15 protein-coding genes and 16 tRNA genes are annotated in these 19252 nt (G+C 32.4%); 6 read left to right on the top strand and 25 right to left on the bottom strand.

The genetic code is table 11. The features are described from left to right. Positions 1–548: 548 nt before the first annotated feature. From PPBDW_RS21070 to PPBDW_RS21030, 9 genes are all read right to left on the bottom strand, one after another. Positions 549–920, bottom strand: coding sequence for a hypothetical protein (locus PPBDW_RS21070; RefSeq protein ID WP_036792628.1), 372 nt, complete (start codon positions 918–920; stop codon positions 549–551). Further along, positions 886–1659 (bottom strand): helix-turn-helix domain-containing protein, encoded by a 774-nt coding sequence (locus PPBDW_RS21065; RefSeq protein ID WP_036792630.1) that lies wholly within the window; start codon positions 1657–1659, stop codon positions 886–888. The genes PPBDW_RS21070 and PPBDW_RS21065 overlap by 35 nt, the downstream gene beginning before the upstream one ends. A 65-nt stretch (positions 1660–1724) precedes the next feature. After that, positions 1725–2486 (bottom strand): EAL domain-containing protein, encoded by a 762-nt coding sequence (locus tag PPBDW_RS21060; RefSeq protein WP_036792632.1) that lies wholly within the window; start codon positions 2484–2486, stop codon positions 1725–1727. A 19-nt stretch (positions 2487–2505) separates the two neighbouring features. Continuing rightward, positions 2506–3618: a hypothetical protein gene (locus PPBDW_RS21055; RefSeq protein WP_036792634.1), complete on the bottom strand. Its 1113-nt coding sequence runs from the start codon at positions 3616–3618 to the stop codon at positions 2506–2508. 8 nt (positions 3619–3626) lie between these two features. Next, positions 3627–4157, bottom strand: coding sequence for a hypothetical protein (locus PPBDW_RS21050; RefSeq protein WP_156312915.1), 531 nt, complete (start codon positions 4155–4157; stop codon positions 3627–3629). 1 nt (position 4158) lies between these two features. Next, positions 4159–6549, bottom strand: coding sequence for a TcfC E-set like domain-containing protein (locus PPBDW_RS21045; protein ID WP_036792638.1), 2391 nt, complete (start codon positions 6547–6549; stop codon positions 4159–4161). Positions 6550–6566: 17 nt separating this feature from the next. Next, a complete protein-coding gene (locus tag PPBDW_RS21040; protein WP_036792641.1) occupies positions 6567–7277 on the bottom strand; it encodes a fimbrial biogenesis chaperone in 711 nt (236 codons plus the stop codon). Positions 7278–7330: 53 nt separating this feature from the next. Next, entirely contained in the window at positions 7331–7897 is a 567-nt protein-coding gene (locus PPBDW_RS21035; protein ID WP_036792643.1) for a hypothetical protein, read from the bottom strand. A 1445-nt stretch (positions 7898–9342) separates the two neighbouring features. Further along, the gene (locus PPBDW_RS21030; protein WP_036792646.1) at positions 9343–9615 is read right to left on the bottom strand and encodes a hypothetical protein; all 273 of its coding nucleotides are present in this window, start codon (positions 9613–9615) and stop codon (positions 9343–9345) included. Between the two features lie 830 nt (positions 9616–10445). Between PPBDW_RS21030 and PPBDW_RS21025 the strand changes: the two genes are divergently transcribed. Further along, positions 10446–10724, top strand: coding sequence for a helix-turn-helix domain-containing protein (locus tag PPBDW_RS21025; RefSeq protein ID WP_424022323.1), 279 nt, complete (start codon positions 10446–10448; stop codon positions 10722–10724). A 522-nt stretch (positions 10725–11246) separates the two neighbouring features. On the opposite strand, the gene PPBDW_RS21020 is transcribed toward PPBDW_RS21025, so the two are convergent. From PPBDW_RS21020 to PPBDW_RS21000, 5 genes are all read right to left on the bottom strand, one after another. Next, positions 11247–11322, bottom strand: a tRNA-Asn gene (locus PPBDW_RS21020). A gap of 6 nt (positions 11323–11328) precedes the next feature. Further along, positions 11329–11403, bottom strand: a tRNA-Gly gene (locus PPBDW_RS21015). A gap of 19 nt (positions 11404–11422) precedes the next feature. Further along, positions 11423–11507, bottom strand: a tRNA-Tyr gene (locus PPBDW_RS21010). Positions 11508–11516: 9 nt separating this feature from the next. Further along, positions 11517–11592: transfer RNA gene (locus tag PPBDW_RS21005), tRNA-Thr, on the bottom strand. A gap of 47 nt (positions 11593–11639) precedes the next feature. After that, positions 11640–11730: transfer RNA gene (locus PPBDW_RS21000), tRNA-Ser, on the bottom strand. Positions 11731–12125: 395 nt separating this feature from the next. On the opposite strand from PPBDW_RS21000, the gene PPBDW_RS20995 reads away from it, so the two are divergent. The 5 genes from PPBDW_RS20995 (at position 12126) to PPBDW_RS20975 (ending at position 16460) form a co-directional block, all read left to right on the top strand. Next, positions 12126–12833 (top strand): spondin domain-containing protein, encoded by a 708-nt coding sequence (locus tag PPBDW_RS20995; protein ID WP_054262216.1) that lies wholly within the window; start codon positions 12126–12128, stop codon positions 12831–12833. Between the two features lie 10 nt (positions 12834–12843). After that, entirely contained in the window at positions 12844–13542 is a 699-nt protein-coding gene (locus PPBDW_RS20990; protein ID WP_036792652.1) for a spondin domain-containing protein, read from the top strand. Positions 13543–13990: 448 nt separating this feature from the next. After that, a complete protein-coding gene (locus PPBDW_RS20985) occupies positions 13991–14332 on the top strand; it encodes a hypothetical protein (RefSeq protein WP_146146238.1) in 342 nt (113 codons plus the stop codon). 25 nt (positions 14333–14357) lie between these two features. Then, positions 14358–15452 carry a cytochrome-c peroxidase gene (locus tag PPBDW_RS20980; protein ID WP_036793045.1) on the top strand — a complete coding sequence of 365 codons (1095 nt, stop codon included), beginning with the start codon at positions 14358–14360 and terminating at the stop codon, positions 15450–15452. Beyond that, entirely contained in the window at positions 15453–16460 is a 1008-nt protein-coding gene (locus tag PPBDW_RS20975) for a hypothetical protein (protein ID WP_036792655.1), read from the top strand. 248 nt (positions 16461–16708) lie between these two features. Here the strand turns inward: PPBDW_RS20975 and PPBDW_RS20970 are convergent. From PPBDW_RS20970 to PPBDW_RS20920, 11 genes are all read right to left on the bottom strand, one after another. Next, positions 16709–16798, bottom strand: a tRNA-OTHER gene (locus tag PPBDW_RS20970). Positions 16799–17097: 299 nt separating this feature from the next. After that, positions 17098–17173: transfer RNA gene (locus PPBDW_RS20965), tRNA-Asn, on the bottom strand. Positions 17174–17180: 7 nt separating this feature from the next. Next, positions 17181–17265: transfer RNA gene (locus PPBDW_RS20960), tRNA-Tyr, on the bottom strand. Positions 17266–17274: 9 nt separating this feature from the next. Further along, positions 17275–17350: transfer RNA gene (locus tag PPBDW_RS20955), tRNA-Thr, on the bottom strand. Between the two features lie 51 nt (positions 17351–17401). Next, a tRNA-Asp gene (locus PPBDW_RS20950) sits at positions 17402–17478 on the bottom strand. A gap of 39 nt (positions 17479–17517) precedes the next feature. After that, positions 17518–17608, bottom strand: a tRNA-Ser gene (locus PPBDW_RS20945). A 603-nt stretch (positions 17609–18211) separates the two neighbouring features. Next, positions 18212–18287, bottom strand: a tRNA-Asn gene (locus tag PPBDW_RS20940). Positions 18288–18294: 7 nt separating this feature from the next. After that, positions 18295–18379 (bottom strand) — tRNA-Tyr (locus tag PPBDW_RS20935). A 9-nt stretch (positions 18380–18388) separates the two neighbouring features. Further along, a tRNA-Thr gene (locus tag PPBDW_RS20930) sits at positions 18389–18464 on the bottom strand. 51 nt (positions 18465–18515) lie between these two features. Beyond that, a tRNA-Asp gene (locus PPBDW_RS20925) sits at positions 18516–18592 on the bottom strand. A gap of 39 nt (positions 18593–18631) precedes the next feature. Then, positions 18632–18722, bottom strand: a tRNA-Ser gene (locus PPBDW_RS20920). Positions 18723–19252: the final 530 nt, after the last annotated feature.

Genomic DNA, 19252 nt, shown 5'->3' with positions numbered 1-19252 from the left:
CTATATTTAGACCAAATAAAAACAACTTGAATTAGAGGCTATTTGACCATCGTAGAATGCCGAAAAATATTTAAATATAATGGCTGAATCATTCAATGCAAAGTGAAGATAATTATTCATCGTCTATTTAAATTTAAAAAAATTAAATTTAGTATTGAAGAAATATAAAAAATCCTCGTTAATAAAATTAACGAGGATTTTAATAATGTACCTATGTATAAAGTCAATATAAATATTAGTATTCTCTATTACATAAAGTAATATTCTTTTAATAACTCTAATTTATGCCATTGAGCGGTTACCAGAACATTCCACATGGAGTTTTAACTAGTTGTAAAATTTCTGCTCAAACCTGATCACAAAAGAAAAAAGAAATATGTTTAAGAGAAGATAATTAATTAGAGAAACCGCAAAATATTAAGCATATCAGTGCCAACTATCTAGCGATGGTCAAAGTATCGACAATTACGCAAAGCTTTTAGAACGCGCGGAAATCATCGAAATGAATATAATTTCAAATGAGAAATTAACTCAGAAAATCTTTTTACTCAATATGATGGTTGATTTGCTTTATCTATCAATAGAATCATATATTCTTTGTCAAACTTAATAATCATTCTTATTGTTGTATATAAAATATTATCATAATGCTCAAAATTCAATGAAATACCTTGATTAAGCCAACATAATCGACTTATTTCTATGCCCCTAAGAGCCTGGGCATGTGTTAAAGGCCCTTCTTTCTTAGCTTTTTCTAAAAATATCTTAGATAAATTTTCACCTATAATATTGCTGTTATTATCTATAATATGATATTCAAACACTATAGAATTATGATAAACAACATTTCCTCCTTCTTCTATTAAAAGTGCAACACCTGAATAATTATCTATAAATTCGTAAACATTTTTTATCTTCATTAGATAGAAACTCTCTCATAGTCATCCCTGATTTTTTTAAAAAAATTCTATTTGCGGTTGATATATTTCTAACCCCAGCAAGTAAAAGAATTTGTTGGATAGGCAATCCAGATACTTCCTCACTTGAAAAAATCTGAAACCTAATACTATCAACCAAATGACCATAAGTAGTATTATTTTTATTTAAAATATACTGTATTTTTCTTCTAGACATAAATAAACTTTCAGCCACTAAATCCAGTGACAAGTCTGTATTTCGAATATGAGTAAATATAAACTCTTCAATACGATTAAAATCAGGTATAGTCTTTTTATGTGTTAAAGATAGCAAAGCAAGGTGTTTTAAGGCGGTGATGGTGATTACATCATTACCCTTCAAGTTAGAGCATAATTGCGCCACTATATAGTCATATGGGTTAATAAAATTATACAATCCTGAGCATGACTCTTGATATATTTCTTCTGTAAGGTCATAACAAATAATATAGCTTTTTGATGTTATGGTTACATCCAATGTACAATTCCTACCCATTGGAGCAATAACATATTTAGAAAATCCCTTACTATTATAATGGATTTTATCTCCAGATAAAAATAAAACAATCGTATTTTCTGATTCTGAAGAAATAGATAATAATTCATGTTTACTTGCATTATCTATGATATAAAAATTATACATATCAGTACCATATGCTGGCACTAATTCAATTATATTATTTATTGTAATCTCGCACTTCACTTCTAATTTCCTTTTCTGCATAATACAATTAATATAAAAATATATTTTACAAAAAATAAAAAAATTTAAGCTAATATTAAAAATAGCTTGTCAATTCTCATAGGCCTTGAGTATAAAAAACCCTGAAAATATTTTACTCCGAGATTTTTCAATAAAAGTTCTTGCTCTAACGTTTCAACGCCTTCAGCAATTAATTTAATCTTCAGTGAGCAGCATAAATCTACTATATTTTTTATTATTATTTTTTTTCTATAATTTGATTCACTTAGAAAATCTGTACAAAGCATACTAATAAAACTTTTATCTAATTTCAAGATATCAAATTGATAATCATACAATAACATAAGCGATGAGTAATCTATGCCATAATCATCAATCGCAAATTTCAATTTGTCAGATTTTAATGTTCTAATATTTTTTTTAATACAACTTCCGCACACAATTGGTTTATTTTCAGTTAGTTCCAAAACAACATTGCAGTACTTATTTAACTGTCTAATATAAATTTTAAAGTTGCGATCAGATAAAACTTCTTCCGTAATGTTTAATGATAAATAAAATTTATCCGTGTGTTTATAAATACTTGTAGAAAGGAAACAAATGATCTGTTCAATTAGTGAACAAGTGATCTCCGCAAGCAAGCCCTTTGCTTCAAATTTTTTTATGAAAATATCAGGTGAAAATACTAATTCATTATTTTCAACCCATCGAGCTAATATTTCAGCACCTACAACATTTCGATTGTTATCAACAATATTTTGAAAATATGGTTGAATTTTCTGTTGTGCTATAACAGATTTTAAATTTACTAATTCTAAATCTAACATAAATAAATTCCATAATATGTTAAATATTCAAAGAAACAATCATTGTAAGCTGATCTGAATAGTTGCCATTTGGTGTACTTGAAATAGGAGCTATAAAATCAAAACCTAATAATCCCTGAAAGTTATCATTTGATGCTATATCAAAATTCTGTATTTCATTATTAGTCTTAAATAATTCAGTTTTACCTGTTGTTAAATTAGTTAGACTTACATTATAAAAAATATTGTTACTACCATTTCTCAATGATAGCTTGTTGTCTACTCCGTTAGCCGATGTTAATTGAAAGTTAAATTTATTTGAATAATTAAAAACACCATCAATATTAAAATTTAATTGGCTTTTTCCCTGATAATTGCTCCCTACTTTTTTAATTGCAAGATTAGAAATTTTACCATTTGGGAAATTAATACTTGTCAAAAGTTTAAGTTTATTAATTGTAAAATTAAAAATATAATATTCAGAAAAAGTACCTCCAACACGAGAATAAACACTATCTCCATTATAAGTCACACTACCAGTATACTTACCTACTTTTGTTGCTGGATTACTTAAGTATTTTTTTATAGAATTATTCACATCAAAATAGTATATCATCCTTGTTTGACCAGCTGATATTAGTGTGTCAAATACGGTCGTATTATATTGAGTTGTATCGCCACTACAAGGACTATTCCCATTGGTTATAATTTGTAAATACTTGGTATTCTGTGAGACTAATGAACATCCATGATTAAAATAGCGATCATTAAAATAACTCTCTCCTCCATTTGAGACGTCTAAAACAGATTGCGATAAGGTATTATTAACAATTAAATGATAAAAACCATTCTCGTTATTTGATAATAAAAAATCAAATAAAGAATAAGATCTTCTTAAAGAAATTTGCTGATTACCACTGCCAGCTTGAGAGTATGTCAAGCCAGTTATTGAATCCTTTGCTGTAGAGATGACAATTGGTGCTGCTCCATTATTTACCTGAATATTGGAACTAGCTCCTCCTATAATTCTTGCATTTTCAAACTGATTACTTACAGAATTATAATCGATAGTGACATTATACGTAATTGGTCTAGCCGCATATACATTACTAGATGAATATAAAGTCAACAATAAAACTATAATTATTTTCATAACAAACCTTATAAATCGACAGAGGTTAAAATTGTGATGTTTCCATAACAAGCTAAATCACTAGAAGCACTGTTAGTAACATAACCAAATCTTATTTTCAAAAATGTATCAGAAATGTATTGATTATAAGCAGAGCTAGTATTCCCTGTAGTTACCTTATACCAATACTTAGAACCAGATAATGTGATTTTGTTATTATCCTCCGCAACATCATTGACAGATAGACTCAATGGGACATTAACAATAGTGTTGTTTTGTGAGCAATTCATATTTTTATAAATAACATTAAAGCTGTAAGCATCTATTTTACGATTAGCAGTACTTCGTATTGAGAATATTATTGGATCAAACGAAGTTGTTTTATTGTTGTACGATAAAATTTGAAATTTGTCGCCTAATATTTCTGATTTTATCTCACCAGGTAAAATTTCATCAGGGTTGGAAATATTTGCGTTCAAAGTGATTATTTCATTTAAGCTAGTTGCAGCATTCCCATAATGGCTAAATATTATAGAAATAAAAAATAATATTTTTTTCATTTTAATTACCGCAGACAGTTGCTGTCTTATCATATTTTGTCAATTTACCTTCCCAGCAGAGCTTATTGCCAGTAAAGATCTTGAAGTATTGATTTGGTTCAACAATCAAATCAACCACATTATTTTGAATATTTATATTACTAAGACAAGCAGAGCCTTTACATGAAATCTTATCACTACCTGAATTTATTACTGTTATCGAAGAACTATCTACAACATGTAAAGATAATGTTCTCATCTTACCTGGCATAAAATCAACATTGGCACGATTATCTATCGTAGAATTTAAAAGATACATATTACTATTAAGACTATAGTTAATTTTATCTTGGCTATATGCTGGAGCATAGATTGATTTTCCATTTTTAATATCAAACTCCCTACTATAGGAATTTGAATTATTAATCAAAGTCAAACTACCAAGTTTCTTATCTTTTTCAGACGTCTTTATATACATCGAGGATAATGCATTTTCACTTGTATAATCAATACCATAGTTATTAATTATCTGAGTGGTGCTAAATGATCCACCGTAGTTAATATCTGAGTTATTTGAACCAATTCGCAAGCTAGAGTTATAGCTATCATTATTATTTGTAAGACTAGCATTAAGTGATTTAATCCAAGGTTCATCTCTATCTGATGTATATGTTACAGATGGTGTCACGTTTACAATCTTGCCATCTATATTTTTATTATAATTTAAAGATGAATAATACTCGTTGTTGTTAGATGAACTTATAGAACCATAATAGCTAGAATTATCGCTCAAAGGTATAGAAATATTAAGACTTAGTAAATTATCACTATTTCTTATCAAATAGGATGTATTAACTGAGATGTTGTTTGAGAATCGCTTTGTTAAACCAAAATTATAGTTATAGTTATCTGGGTTATTATTATTATCACTATTACTAGCATCTTTATTATAAAAGACACTTGAATAAGCGTTAATATCACTCGTTAGCTGATAGTTGGCACTTAAATTTACCTGAATATTATTTTGGTTTGTAATTTTATAATATTTATCATCAGTAATTTCATTTTTATTTTTACTAACCTGAAGATATAAAAAACCATAATTCATATTAAATTTTATTTTTTCTTCATCATTTCCTTTTGAATAATTGATTGACGAAGTAAAGTTATTAGATGAATAACCCAAACCTGTAGTATAATAGAAATTATTGTCAATAAGATAACTATTCAAAAGTAACTTTAAATTATTATAGACCTGAAATGAATACCCAAATTCAAACCCAGTATAATTTTTGTCATTTAAATAGAATTTACCAATTCTTGCATAGAGACTATTTCCTTGATCGCCATAATTTAAATTATAGACATAATCATTTCCTTGGTAAATCACCCTATTATTTTTAACAACAGACAAAGATACATTATAACTGCCGGCTGGCAGCTCAGAGTAATAAAGTAAGTTCTTCCCTGACTGTACATATTTTTGATAAATTATTTTCCCATCTTTTTTTACTTCTAGAGTGCCCTCTGATGGTGTGAAAAATTGCAGATAATTATTTGCTGAATCCTTTATTAAAAGATTATTAGTTTTTGCAAATGTAACACCAGAAAATTTACTATCTGATAAAAAGCTATTACCAGCAATATCTGATAAATCGTTTACATTGTCGTTTAGTCCAAACAGTAATGTATATTTGTTAAAATTATATACATACTGTGCAGATCTAAATTCTGAATTTTCTTGATTTACTAAAGCATTAAAATTTAAATACCCAGGACCTAATCCGACATAATTGTCTATAGTTGCAAAATAAGTAGTAGAGCTATATTTATTATTCTCAAAGTTACCGTAAAATTGAGAAATCGCAAGATTTGATAATCCCTCATCCTTAAGGTATTTCTCTTCGTATTTTTTTGCCACAAAGAATGAACTTGGAATAAAAACTCTCAATTTATTATCATAATAATCATTTACAAACCCTAATTTATCATTAGAAATAATACAAATACTTCTTTCACCAACGCAATCAGGACTTGTTGATATTCCTGCAGCAAGCATTTTAGATATGGCTAAAGCGTCCTTTTTCTTAATGCCATTACTCTCTAAGTATTTAATGATTTTATCACTGTCATTAATTACAACTGAGTAATATGATACTTGTGCTGAAATTGGCAGAGGATCTGTTGCACCATCTAACCCAACAACAGATAATTCAATATCTTTTTTTGAAAAATTTAATATATTCTTGTAATTACTGTTATCTTTCATTGATGGCAACAGACTAATAGAACCTAAATTTGAATAATTTTGTGCTATAAGGCTATTATTTGACTGTGTTATAGCTAAGCTAGTTGTATCCGCATATACTAAAGATGTATTTAATGCCAATAGTACAATTGTGTATTTATTCATTTTTCGGCCATTAAGTTCTATTTAATTTTTATTGTTAATTTCTTATCGAATCTATTTCTATAATCTTGAGCTTCAATAAAAACATCACCTTTTTTTACTTCTGTAAAATTTAAAACTTTCTTTTTTCCAGCTAAAATTAATATTTTCTCATTACACGAGTTTCCAATTGAAAGCCCCATTGCCTTGCATGCATTTATGTTAAACGTTAACACTGTATTTGTATTGTTATATAGATAATACTTATGATTTTCAATTTCCTTAAAAGTAATATCTCCTGTAACCTTATCTAAATTATTTGGAATAATATACCAAACCTTAAACCCTGTTAATATATTCAAGCTTTTTTCTGATTCATCATTTTTTTTGTAAGACTCTGGGACAAAACTTATTCCAAGAATCCTATCTTTTGTTTCTTTATTGCCAAGCATTTCTTGTAGATTATTTACTGTGACCTTAAATTTTGATTTTGGATCTATAATAAAATCCATATGATTTAAATATATGGGCCACTGTTTAAAGTTCTTATTTTCAAAAGATTTGCTTTTTCCATCTGGCATTAATTCAGAGAGTTCAGCCTTAACAAAAACTGGGTAAGTGTCTTCGTTTAAAACTGTAATATTGGAAGCTTCATTATTACCTTTACTGATAACTATCATTTTATCAACGCTGATAGCTAAAGCTTGTTGGCTAAATAATAAAAATAAAAGTACTACGTATATCTTTTTCATTTATTTAAAAATGAGCTAACGTTAAGTTAGCTCATACCTTTCTGATTGTTGTATTATGCAGTTACGTCTGCAGAGAAAATAACCGCCGTAGTTGATGAAACGTTACCACCGGTTGGGTTTACGTTTGCAACAGGAACTACTAATGCAGAAGTTAGAGTCATAGGAACTTGTGTTGCACCAGATGCAGGTGTTGCAACATCAGCAGCAGTTGCAGATAGAGATACGCCATTAATCTTAACTGTAGGAGCTAGTGTACTTGTGTCGCCAAGTAAACCAGTACCAGATACAGAGCTTGATGATAAAGTCGCTTGGATTTTAGAACTTGCAGTAAATGCACCACTTGTTACTTTAATCGCAAACACTTCAGGGCTTAATGTTTCAAGATTATAGCTACCATCAGCTTGAGAAACTGCAGATAACGCAATTGATGTTGGGTTATATGTTGCACCTGATGTAGTAACAAAACTCCAATCGGCAGGTGTTACTGCTTTAGCTGGAATCACACCCTGAAAGTTAAAATTTAGGTTACCATCTTTTACTGCAGCCATTGAACTAACAGAAAAAAGAGAAGTGCCAAGAGCAATAGCAGTAACTAAAAGATTGCGAGATAACTTATTCATTATATTTTCCTAATATGCGCTTTATTTAAATTATGTGTTTAATTAGATTGTGTAACTATATTAAGCAAGCGGATTCTTGCTCTTGGCATATATAATATCTAAAAAATTCACCAATGGAATACAGCAAAATCATGCTTTCACAAAAACCAATTATGTTGGCGTAATAGTTAAATTATTCAAATTTGATGAATATTGCGCAAAATATTTTTTATGTGCGACACTCAAGTACATCACTCCTTATTGTTAAACTAATTTTTCAACCTCCCATCAAGTTAAAAAATCACATATAAAAATCACATATAAAAATCACATATAAAAATCACATATAAAAATCACATATAAAAATCACATATAAAAATGCTAAAATAATTTAGTGAAATCAAAAGTGAATAATGAAAATTATATAAAAAAATTCAATAAGAAATAAATTTTCTCAAATTAAAACAGCACAAAATCAATATATTATGTTTGGTATTACTTATTTTTAATATAGTTTTATAAAATAATGACCTTGGGAATAACCATACTTATAAAAAGGTGTTTTCTGATAAAAGATTTTTCAACAAAACCATTAATCTAAAATATCAAAATTTCAATTTAACATTATGCGTTGACTTACCACCTCACATCAGCCACTTACCGAATAATTCTAAAAATTCGAACAGTACATACTATGACTATCATGATTCTATATTTATTTAGATGATTGTAGGTGCTAACTGTGCTTCTGCTCATGTGGTCTAATAGTTAAAAATAAGTCACTTAATAGTGTGATGGATAAAGTTAAGCTTAATAAATAACATTGTCTAATTTCTTAATGGAGAAACTTTTAATTCACTCATTTTCAAACTACGATTCTTCATGCTTTAATTTTTGCTCTATTGCATTGGTTTTGGCTATTAGGCAATGCAATATTAAAGATCAGCATTAAGCTAAATATGCAACATGCCTATGCTCTTATATAAAGACAGTTCTATATGGATGGTAGGTAGCCATACTACATTGGAGGAGACAAGAGCCACTTTGGCTATTTTGACAAAACCACGCGAAATTCTCCAATCATCGACTTGAGTGGAGATAGATCTCGAGCTTATTTAGGTTGATATAGGTTTCCAAAGGCTACAAACTTTCGCCTCCTATGGTCAAGAAGCAATAGCCTCTTGACCAAAACACTGGCTTCCAATAACAATTTGCAAAATGATCTGCATATAATCTATTAGTTAACGCTTACATAAACAAATCAGCTAATATTGCAATAAAACCAATATATGACGAAGCAATACTAATGTCTGGTGTCGTCGTGACAGTACCAGTATTAGGATGCGCTTATAAGCGCTGCATTAAAAAGAAAACAACGTACTTTTTTATCAGAGTGTATTCAATAAGTTAATCTTAATTGTGTCATATATGGAGAACTTCATATCAATAAGAGTCACAGATCAATGCTACATCCCATGCATATCAATATATTTAATATTTATTTTATTTTTCTTTATTATTTTTACATCATCTTGGTAAAATTTAGGTAAAGAAGAAAAATAATCAAGAGTTTGTTTTGGTGGAATATAGCCTATAAATTGAAATTTCATATTTTTAGTGGATACATGACTAGATAACTGATTATCTTCTTTTATTTGTGGTGTCAATATATTTTCAGCTTGAGAAGGGGCTGACATTATTATTAAACAGGTTAAAAATAATTTTTTTATATTCATCATTTGAACTTTCCTTGTTCTACAGTTTCAATATAAAACATATTTCACATAAGATACGTTACATAACTTATTTAACGTATACAAGTAAAATATTATTATTTGCAATAAACATTGTAAGCGCCATAATTATCGTAATTAAAAATAAAAATTTACATCAGTATTTATTTAACGCATGATTTTAATGTCAATATTCCTTTTTTGGTTATTAATAAGTAATTTTACAACGTAATTAATTAAAAGCGGTTAGTGAGCCTGATCATATTTATTAGAATTACTTTCAATTAACTCTCCATGGATTGAAACAATAATCTTTAATTAAAAATTCAAGCACTTTTCTATAACCCATACCGCAAACTTCATTTAAATCATTATGTTCTGTATTTACTTATTAATTAAAAATCTCAACAAAACTTGGATATAAGATTATTATTCTCCTATCAAACTCTAATGGTTTAAAATGATCAGGTGTCGAATGTGTATATTAGGAATGTAGAAAGTAAGAAATGTATTAAATAACTATTATTAACTATAAATTGAAAATTAAAATTATTTAATTTCTATAATTTTATGAATACACCTCCAAGCGATAAAATCACCACGTCTAGTTATAACGCTTCAAATAGACAGAAAATAAAACTAATGAAAACTCATGTAAATAAAATATGAATGAGTATTAGGTCTAACTCATAATGGGGCAAAATAAGCAAACCTGATTGCTAAACACTTTAAGATTTCCACACGCCGTAAATAGATTCCCTATCACCCTCGCAGGCATTCACTGTAGGAATGACGGTTATTATAAAAAAAGAACACAAAAAACCAGAGTAAGAGCAGTGTCTTTCTTTGGCTTTATATCGTTTTTAAAGCTTAATATGCCGCAAGTTGAGTTGAAGTGTCATTTATCCAAATTAATGGGTGAGAATCGCTTAAAAATATCTGATCTTTCAAGAGATACTGACATTAATCGAGGTACGCTAACACGTTTATATAATGAAACAGCAACTCGAGTAGACTTAGAAGTTATTGAACAGCTATGTGATTATCTTGATATTCCTGTTGGGGAATTATTTAAAGTACAAAAGAGAAAGTGGATTAGTTTATATAATAGCTAAATTTTAGTAGTACTATTTTATGATCTGCTTAACCAATGATCCATTAATAAACGGTGGTCACCGTTTGGACACAACACGATTTGCTGATCATTTTCTACAGACGTAAAAAACCCGCAATTTCTTACGGGCTTTTCTATTTGACTCTCGCTACTGGATTTGAGCCAATGACATGTGAATTAACAGGACGCTAATCTCCCCCAATAAAGAACTACCAACTGAACTAAAAGGGAATTGCACAGCGATCGATGAATCACTATTTAAGAGCTTATACCCTACTACTACCAAATTTTAGACGTAAAAAAGCCCGCAATTACTTGCGGGCTTTTCTATTTGGCTCCCTCTACTGGACTTGAACCAGTGACATGTGAATTAACAGGCCGCTAATCTCCCCAATAAAGAAGCACCAACTGAACTAAGGGGGAGTTTTTTGGTGGTGGGATCTAGCACCCTGCAACCTCAAAACCTAATTTCACCAATTTCCAAACGTAAAAAAGCCCGCAATTGCTTGCGGGCTTTTCTATTTGGCTCCCTCTACTGGACTTGAACCAGTGACATACGGATTAACAGTCCGGCGTTCTACCAACTGAACTAAGAGGGAATTGTTTGGAGCAGGTAGCGGGAATCGAACCCGCATCTCAAGCTTGGAAGGCTGGAGTAATAGCCATTATACGATACCTGCGATGTATCTTTACAAATTATGGTGGTGGGAGAAGGATTCGAACCTTCGAAGGCAGTGCCGGCAGATTTACAATCTGCTCCCTTTGGCCACTCGGGAATCCCACCGAAATTTAATGGTGCCGACTACCGGAGTCGAACTGGTGACCTACTGATTACAAGTCAGTTGCTCTACCTACTGAGCTAAGTCGGCACGCTAATTTCTTTTTTATTGCCAAGTCGAAACTCAACAATTAAATTTGGCGGAGAGATAGGGATTTGAACCCTAGATACGCTATAAACGTATGCCGGTTTTCAAGACCGGTGCTTTCAACCACTCAGCCATCTCTCCAATACCGAGAATAATATAGCTATCGACTTTATCTGTAAAGAGATAATATTAAAATCACAGCCAAGCGATCAGTTGTTAAGCAAAATATATTATTATCAATCACTTTGACTGTTTTAGAAGCACTATAATAATATTCTCTAGTAAAACCATAAATACAGATTATTCAATATTAATAATTATGCATATTTATTTTTAACAATAAATACCGCACAAAGCAATAATCCCCCATTGACACTAATATTTAACCAAAAAAAAGCACATTTCACACTATTGATTAATATAGGTTTACTCAGAGTAATATTATATTTTTATTTTTCTTTGCAATAAAAAGGCAATTATCACTTTCTACTAAACTAACACTCAACGATTAACTAAGTAAGAAGGATGGTTCTACAATGAAATTAACCACTGTAAATAATTACCAACCATTTAATAAATTAGCCACATTATCACTTGCTTCAGTTTTTTTATTTTCTGCTCATGTCCAATCGACTGAACTTGAAATATCTATCGTCAATGCAACTAAAAATATCTATTTCACACCGTTACTTATTGCTGCTCATTCTGAATCTTCGCCACGTTTATTTCAGCTGGGTACAACAGCTTCCGCAGAAATAAAAGCCATGGCTGAAGGTGGTGATATTAGCGGATTATCATCATTTGTGTCGAATAATGGTGGCATTACTGTAGAAAATCCAGCAAGTGGCATATTAAACCCAGGAGTATCAACAACAGCTACAATAACCACAACAACAGAAACACATCTATCTTTAACCGCTATGTTACTTCCAACAAACGATGGTTTCGTTGGTTTAGATAGCTGGAAAATACCTTCCACAGCAGGAACTTATACCATCATGCTAAATGGTTATGATGCAGGCACAGAAGCGAATGATGAGTTAGCATCAAGTATGCCTAATCCCCCATTTATTACGTTTGGCTCAGGAGGTACAGGCGTTGAAACGACATCACATAATACTAAAATTCATATTCACTCTGGTAACTTAGGCGATGGTGATTCGACAGGAGGCTTGAGTGATCTTGACTATTCATCTCACCGCTGGCTTAACCCTGTAGCTATCATGACAATAACGGTAAAATAAGGAGTTTGTGATGAAGTTATATCTATTCCCCATACTAGCAAGCATCATTATTTTATCTGGATGCCCTAATAGCCATGATAATTCATCGAATACAAAAAAATATACCGTAACCGTTACAAACCTCACTAATAATCAACCATTATCACCAGTAACAGCGATTGCTTATAATAACGACTACAAACTATTTAGTATTGGTTCACCCGCATCAATCAGCTTAGAAAAGCTAGCTGAATCTGGAGACAACAGTGATTATATTGCAAGTAAAGAGACAAACAAAAACGTATTAGATGCTGTATCTGGTGCTGGAATTATTCTCCCCGGTAGTAGTGACACAGTCTCATTAACTACCTCGACTAATACTGATACTTATTTATCCGTTGCTAGTATGCTAGTTAATACCAATGATGGATTTATTGCGGATAATAAACAGGTTATAAGTACACTCGCTAAAGGTGATTCTATCACGGTTAAACTTAATGTTTGGGATAGTGGTACAGAAGCCAATAGTGAAACCGCAGCAACTATTCCAGGTCCTGCTGGCGAAGGCGAAGGCGAAGGATTTAATAGCGTTAGAGATGACACGCAAGATCAAGTTACATTACATTCAGGTGTTATTACAACTGAAGATGGATTAGCTACATCAACCTTAAATTCAACTCATCGTTTTTTAAATCCAGCAGCGCAAGTTACAATCACTCGAACTGAATAATATTATTCAACTTATTTAGTAAACCCATTTTATTGATAATATTCAGACCTAAAAAGCCCGCAGTCACTTGCGGCTTTTTTATTTACACCATAAATATATGTCTGTTATCCATATCAGTGCTTCAGTCACTAATAAACTTTATTTTTACTCCTCTATCACAAAGAATAGCTAGAGCTCGTTGTATGATAACCGCACATATATAATATTTTATTGATGTTATTATATTGATTATTTATACATAAATGTAACAAAAAGTTTCATTAATCACAATTATCTCCATTTATTATACTAAAAAATCAACAAGTTAAAATATGGTCTAACTTTATTTATCGATACGAGAAATATCAATAATTATGAGATATTCCGTTTATCTCGTATAAACAGCGCCACAAAAGGATAAAAGCAATATTTATCCATCACTATAAAATATTAATTAATGTCATTGATTATGAAGTCATACAATATACTGCTATTTGCTCTAATGTTAGTCACATCAACCAACGTACTTGCATCGCAACCTACAATGTTAGATGAAAACATAAAACTCGATGCTGCCACTGATAAATTTTATAGCTATTTGGTCGAGTCTAAAGGCTTTCAATGCGAAAAGTTAAAAGTATCAGGATTTATGTTTGGTCATGCACATGGCTTACCAACTGAACCTCAATTAACCACACTGCCTAATAACTTATGTTTATTAGAAGGTCTTTATTTTAATATGCGTGGTCAGTGGAAAGTAAAATTATCGAACGGTGATTATGTTGTATCAGATTACTCGTTCTCTATTTAGTAGAATTTTTATTGTTCTCATAATTATGCTATTAATATTATATAGCTATATAAACAATAAAAATAACACACCAAAATTTACATCTTTAGAAATCGATTTAATAAAAGAAAGCTTATTAGATGAAAGGCTAAGAAATTATCAATTTAATATTAATAATATACCGTCTGATTCTAAAGAAAACTTAGGCTTTTTACTATTCAATGATAATAAATTAAGTAACAAGGGAAATATTAGTTGTGCGTCTTGTCATGTTCCTGAATCTAATTTCCATGATATCAATAATATCAGTCACGAAGTATTAAAGCGTAATATCAAAGCACCTAGTTTAAGAGGTGTTCACGAACAACCATGGTTTTTTTGGGATGGGCGAACAGATTCACTATGGGCTCAAATTTTAGATGCTTTAAAAATCGATCATAAATTAACACCTGAGTTAGCCGTTAATTATGTATGCGACAACTATATTAATGATTTCAAACAAACACTGACATTTTGTAATTCAGCAATGACCACTAAGGAGAAATTCACCCAAATAGGTAAAGCGATTGCAAGCTATGTGGCAAAAATTGACCATACATGGACTCGATATGATGAGTTTATCTACACTACATTTATAAAAAAAGAGCCAACTAGCACAGCCCTTTCTTATAATGAAATAGAGGGCTTAAAACTCTTTTTAAGCCGAGAAAAAACAGGATGTGTGGATTGTCACAGTGGTAAGAGATTTACGAATAATAGTTTCTTTGCCATTGGTACAGGGAATGATGCTAATTTTGACCGATTAACTGGAATACAAAAATATCAAGCATCAGAGTTTAAATGTGCAGATTGGGATACTAGTTCAAACTGCATGAATTCTAAATATATGAGGACATCTGGGCCAGACTTAAAAGGTGCTTATAAAGTTCCGTCTCTCAGAAACTTAAACAATGCTCCTCGCCTTATGCATGATGGTAGATTTAATAATTTAGAACAAGTACTCAATCATTATATGTATCCAACAGGGTATATGAATGATTATGTGGATGTTACACCAGTACGGTTAATGCCCCATGAACGAAAACAATTAATTCAGTTTATCCATTCCTTAAATGATCCATTTATCCCAATAGGTAAATAAATGCAATATCGACATATTTTTTTATTATTAACACTTTTATTTTCACTACCTTCACATGCACACGTCCAATGGTTTGTTGCACCAGAAGACATGAAAGATGTCTATTTTGAATTCGACTTCTTTTATGCCACAGTATTTGCTTTTATCACCATCTTTACTGTATTAGCAATTTGGTTAACACGTCTTGAAACGAAGCCTAATTTTATAAAAATCCTGATGGGAGCTGAAATTAATCTCAGCCGTCGAGTATATGTTATGGTATTTGTATTTATCCAAATGATCTTCTTTTCTATTCAAGTTATTAAAGGAGGATTCATTGCACCAAATATTGTATTAACACCTGAATTTATTCTATTTGGATTAATCTCCCAATTATTAATTGTACTCACTGCGTCAATCAGCATATCCCTATCAGGCGTAATGGTTATTATGACTTCATTATTAATGGTTTTATTAACACCTTGGGAAATTTGGGTTAACTATGTATTTGAATTTGTCGCTATTGGTATTTTCATGTTACTTACGGGCTCTTACGTTTCTACGATTGATAAACAATTCATCAATAAATTTACGACAAAAAGCGCAGATGAATTATGGCTTTCAGCAGTAACGATATTACGTATTGGTATTGGCGCTCAACTTGCTATCCTTGCACTAACTGAAAAGCTCATTTATCCGGGCCTTGCTGTTGTCTTTATTGAAATGTTCCCGTTTTACAATATCTTTCCTCAAATTGGTTTAAACGCTGGTACAGATATGCATTTTGTCTTCTTTATCGGTATCTGTGAGCTATCACTAGGGCTATTATTAATGTCAGGTGTTGCAAACCGCTTAACGATGATCATGTTAACTTTTGCTTTCGTTACTACAGCAATAATTCATGGTATACACGAAGTCGAAGGACACTTACCTATTTTCGCTGCGGCATTTGTACTACTTCTTACGCAACGTAACGAACAAGCAAAATTGCGTGCAGAGCCTGTTAATACTAACTTCGTATATTCTTAACCACATCAAATAAATAACTATACAAAAAGCCCGCAATTACTTGCGGGCTTTTCTATTTAGCTCCCTCTACTGGACTTGAACCAGTGACATGTGAATTAACAGGCCGCTAATCTTCCCAATAAAGAAGCACCAACTGAACTAACAGGGAATTGTATATCAATGGAAGAACCACTATTTGAACGCCAAACCCTACTGTTACCAAATTTTAGACGTAAAAAAGCCCGCAAGTAATTGCGGGCTTTCTTATTTGGCTCCCTCTACTGGACTTGAACCAACGACATGTGAATTAACAGACCGCTAATCTTCCCAATAAAGAGCACCAACTGAGCGAAGAGGGAATTGTATGGGTAGTGGATGATCAAACCTTAAGTACTAACACCCTACTTTCACTAAATTTTAGATGTAAAAAAGCCCGCAATTGCTTGCGGGCTTTTCTATTTGGCTCCCTCTACTGGACTTGAACCAGTGACATGTGAATTAACAGGCCGCTAATCTTCCCAATAAAGAAGCACCAACTGAACTAATAGGGGATTGTATGGTGGTGGGAGCTAACACCCTACACTCTCGCGACTCGAAACCTAGCTTCACCAAACTCAAAACGTAAAAAAGCCCGCAATTGCTTGCGGGCTTTTCTATTTGGCTCCCTCTACTGGACTTGAACCAGTGACATACGGATTAACAGTCCGGCGTTCTACCAACTGAACTAAGAGGGAATTGTAATGGTGGTGGGAGAAGGATTCGAACCTTCGAAGGCAGTGCCGGCAGATTTACAATCTGCTCCCTTTGGCCACTCGGGAATCCCACCGAAATTTAATGGTGCCGACTACCGGAGTCGAACTGGTGACCTACTGATTACAAGTCAGTTGCTCTACCTACTGAGCTAAGTCGGCACGAAATTTCGTTACATAGCATGTTAATTAATTAACACTATGTCTTTATGTTGGCGGAGCGGACGGGACTCGAACCCGCGACCCCCGGCGTGACAGGCCGGTATTCTAACCAACTGAACTACCGCTCCAATTCTTTATAAAACCCGATAAATCGAATCTTCAGAATTTGGCGGAGAGATAGGGATTTGAACCCTAGATACGCTATAAACGTATGCCGGTTTTCAAGACCGGTGCTTTCAACCACTCAGCCATCTCTCCAATGCCGCGTATGATATAGTGCTGACCTTTCCCTGTAAAGCAATAATATTAAAAAGATTTTCAAGTGATCATCTATTAATCAAAAAACATTAATGTTACTCATATTGATGTTTTATAAAACAAAAAATACAGTAAATAAACATAATCACCCTGACTGTTACGGAACATACTGAGAAATTAAACACCCCAATATCTTTATTGCTGGTAGCCAATCTTTATCACGACTAAAATTTGCTACGCTGACACAAATAATCTTCCCAATAAAGAAGCACCAACTGAACTAATAAGGAATTGTATAGTGTTAGGAGCTAGCACCCTACACTCTCGCAATCTCGAAACTCGAAACCTAGCTTCACCAAACTCAAAACGTAAAAAAGCCCGCAATTGCTTGCGAGCTTTTCTATTTGGCTCCCTCTACTGGACTTGAACCAGTGACATGTGAATTAACAGGCCGCTAATCTTCCCAATAAAGAAGCACCAACTGAACTAATAGGGGATTGTATGGTGGTGGGAGCTAACACCCTACACTCTCGCGACTCGAAACCTAGCTTCACCAAACTCAAAACGTAAAAAAGCCCGCAATTGCTTGCGGGCTTTTCTATTTGGCTCCCTCTACTGGACTTGAACCAGTGACATACGGATTAACAGTCCGGCGTTCTACCAACTGAACTAAGAGGGAATTGTAATGGTGGTGGGAGAAGGATTCGAACCTTCGAAGGCAGTGCCGGCAGATTTACAATCTGCTCCCTTTGGCCACTCGGGAATCCCACCGAAATTTAATGGTGCCGACTACCGGAGTCGAACTGGTGACCTACTGATTACAAGTCAGTTGCTCTACCTACTGAGCTAAGTCGGCACAAAATTTCGTTACATAGCATGTTAATTAATTAACACTATGTCTTTATGTTGGCGGAGCGGACGGGACTCGAACCCGCGACCCCCGGCGTGACAGGCCGGTATTCTAACCAACTGAACTACCGCTCCAATTCTTTATAAAACCCGATAAATCGAATCTTCAGAATTTGGCGGAGAGATAGGGATTTGAACCCTAGATACGCTATAAACGTATGCCGGTTTTCAAGACCGGTGCTTTCAACCACTCAGCCATCTCTCCAATGCCGCGTATGATATAGTGCTGACCTTTCCCTGTAAAGCAATAATATTAAAAAGATTTTCAAGTGATCATCTATTAATCAAAAAACATTAATGTTATTCATGTTGATGTTTTATAAAACAAAAAATACAGCAAATAAACATAATCACCCTGACTGTTACGGAACATACTGAGAAATTAAACACCTCAATATCTTCATTGCTGATAGCCAATCTTTATCACGGCTAAAATTTGCTACGCTGACACGAATAATCTTCCCAATAAAGAGCACCAACTGAGCGAAGAGGGAATTGTATGGGTAGTGGATGATTAAACCTTAAGTACTAACACCCTACTTTCACTAAATTTTAGATGTAAAAAAGCCCGCAATTGCTTGCGGGCTTTTCTATTTGGCTCCCTCTACTGGACTTGAACCAGTGACATGTGAATTAACAGGCCGCTAATCTTCCCAATAAAGAAGCACCAACTGAACTAAGAGATAATTAATAGCAATAGATAAACTACTATTCGAGTGCTAAACACCCTATTAC

This window comes from Photobacterium kishitanii, assembly GCF_000613045.3.
In the GTDB taxonomy this organism is placed as follows: Bacteria; Pseudomonadota; Gammaproteobacteria; order Enterobacterales; family Vibrionaceae; genus Photobacterium; species Photobacterium kishitanii.
The sequence above is the reverse complement of the archived record's forward strand: the minus strand, read 5'-3'. Positions and strand labels throughout refer to the sequence as shown.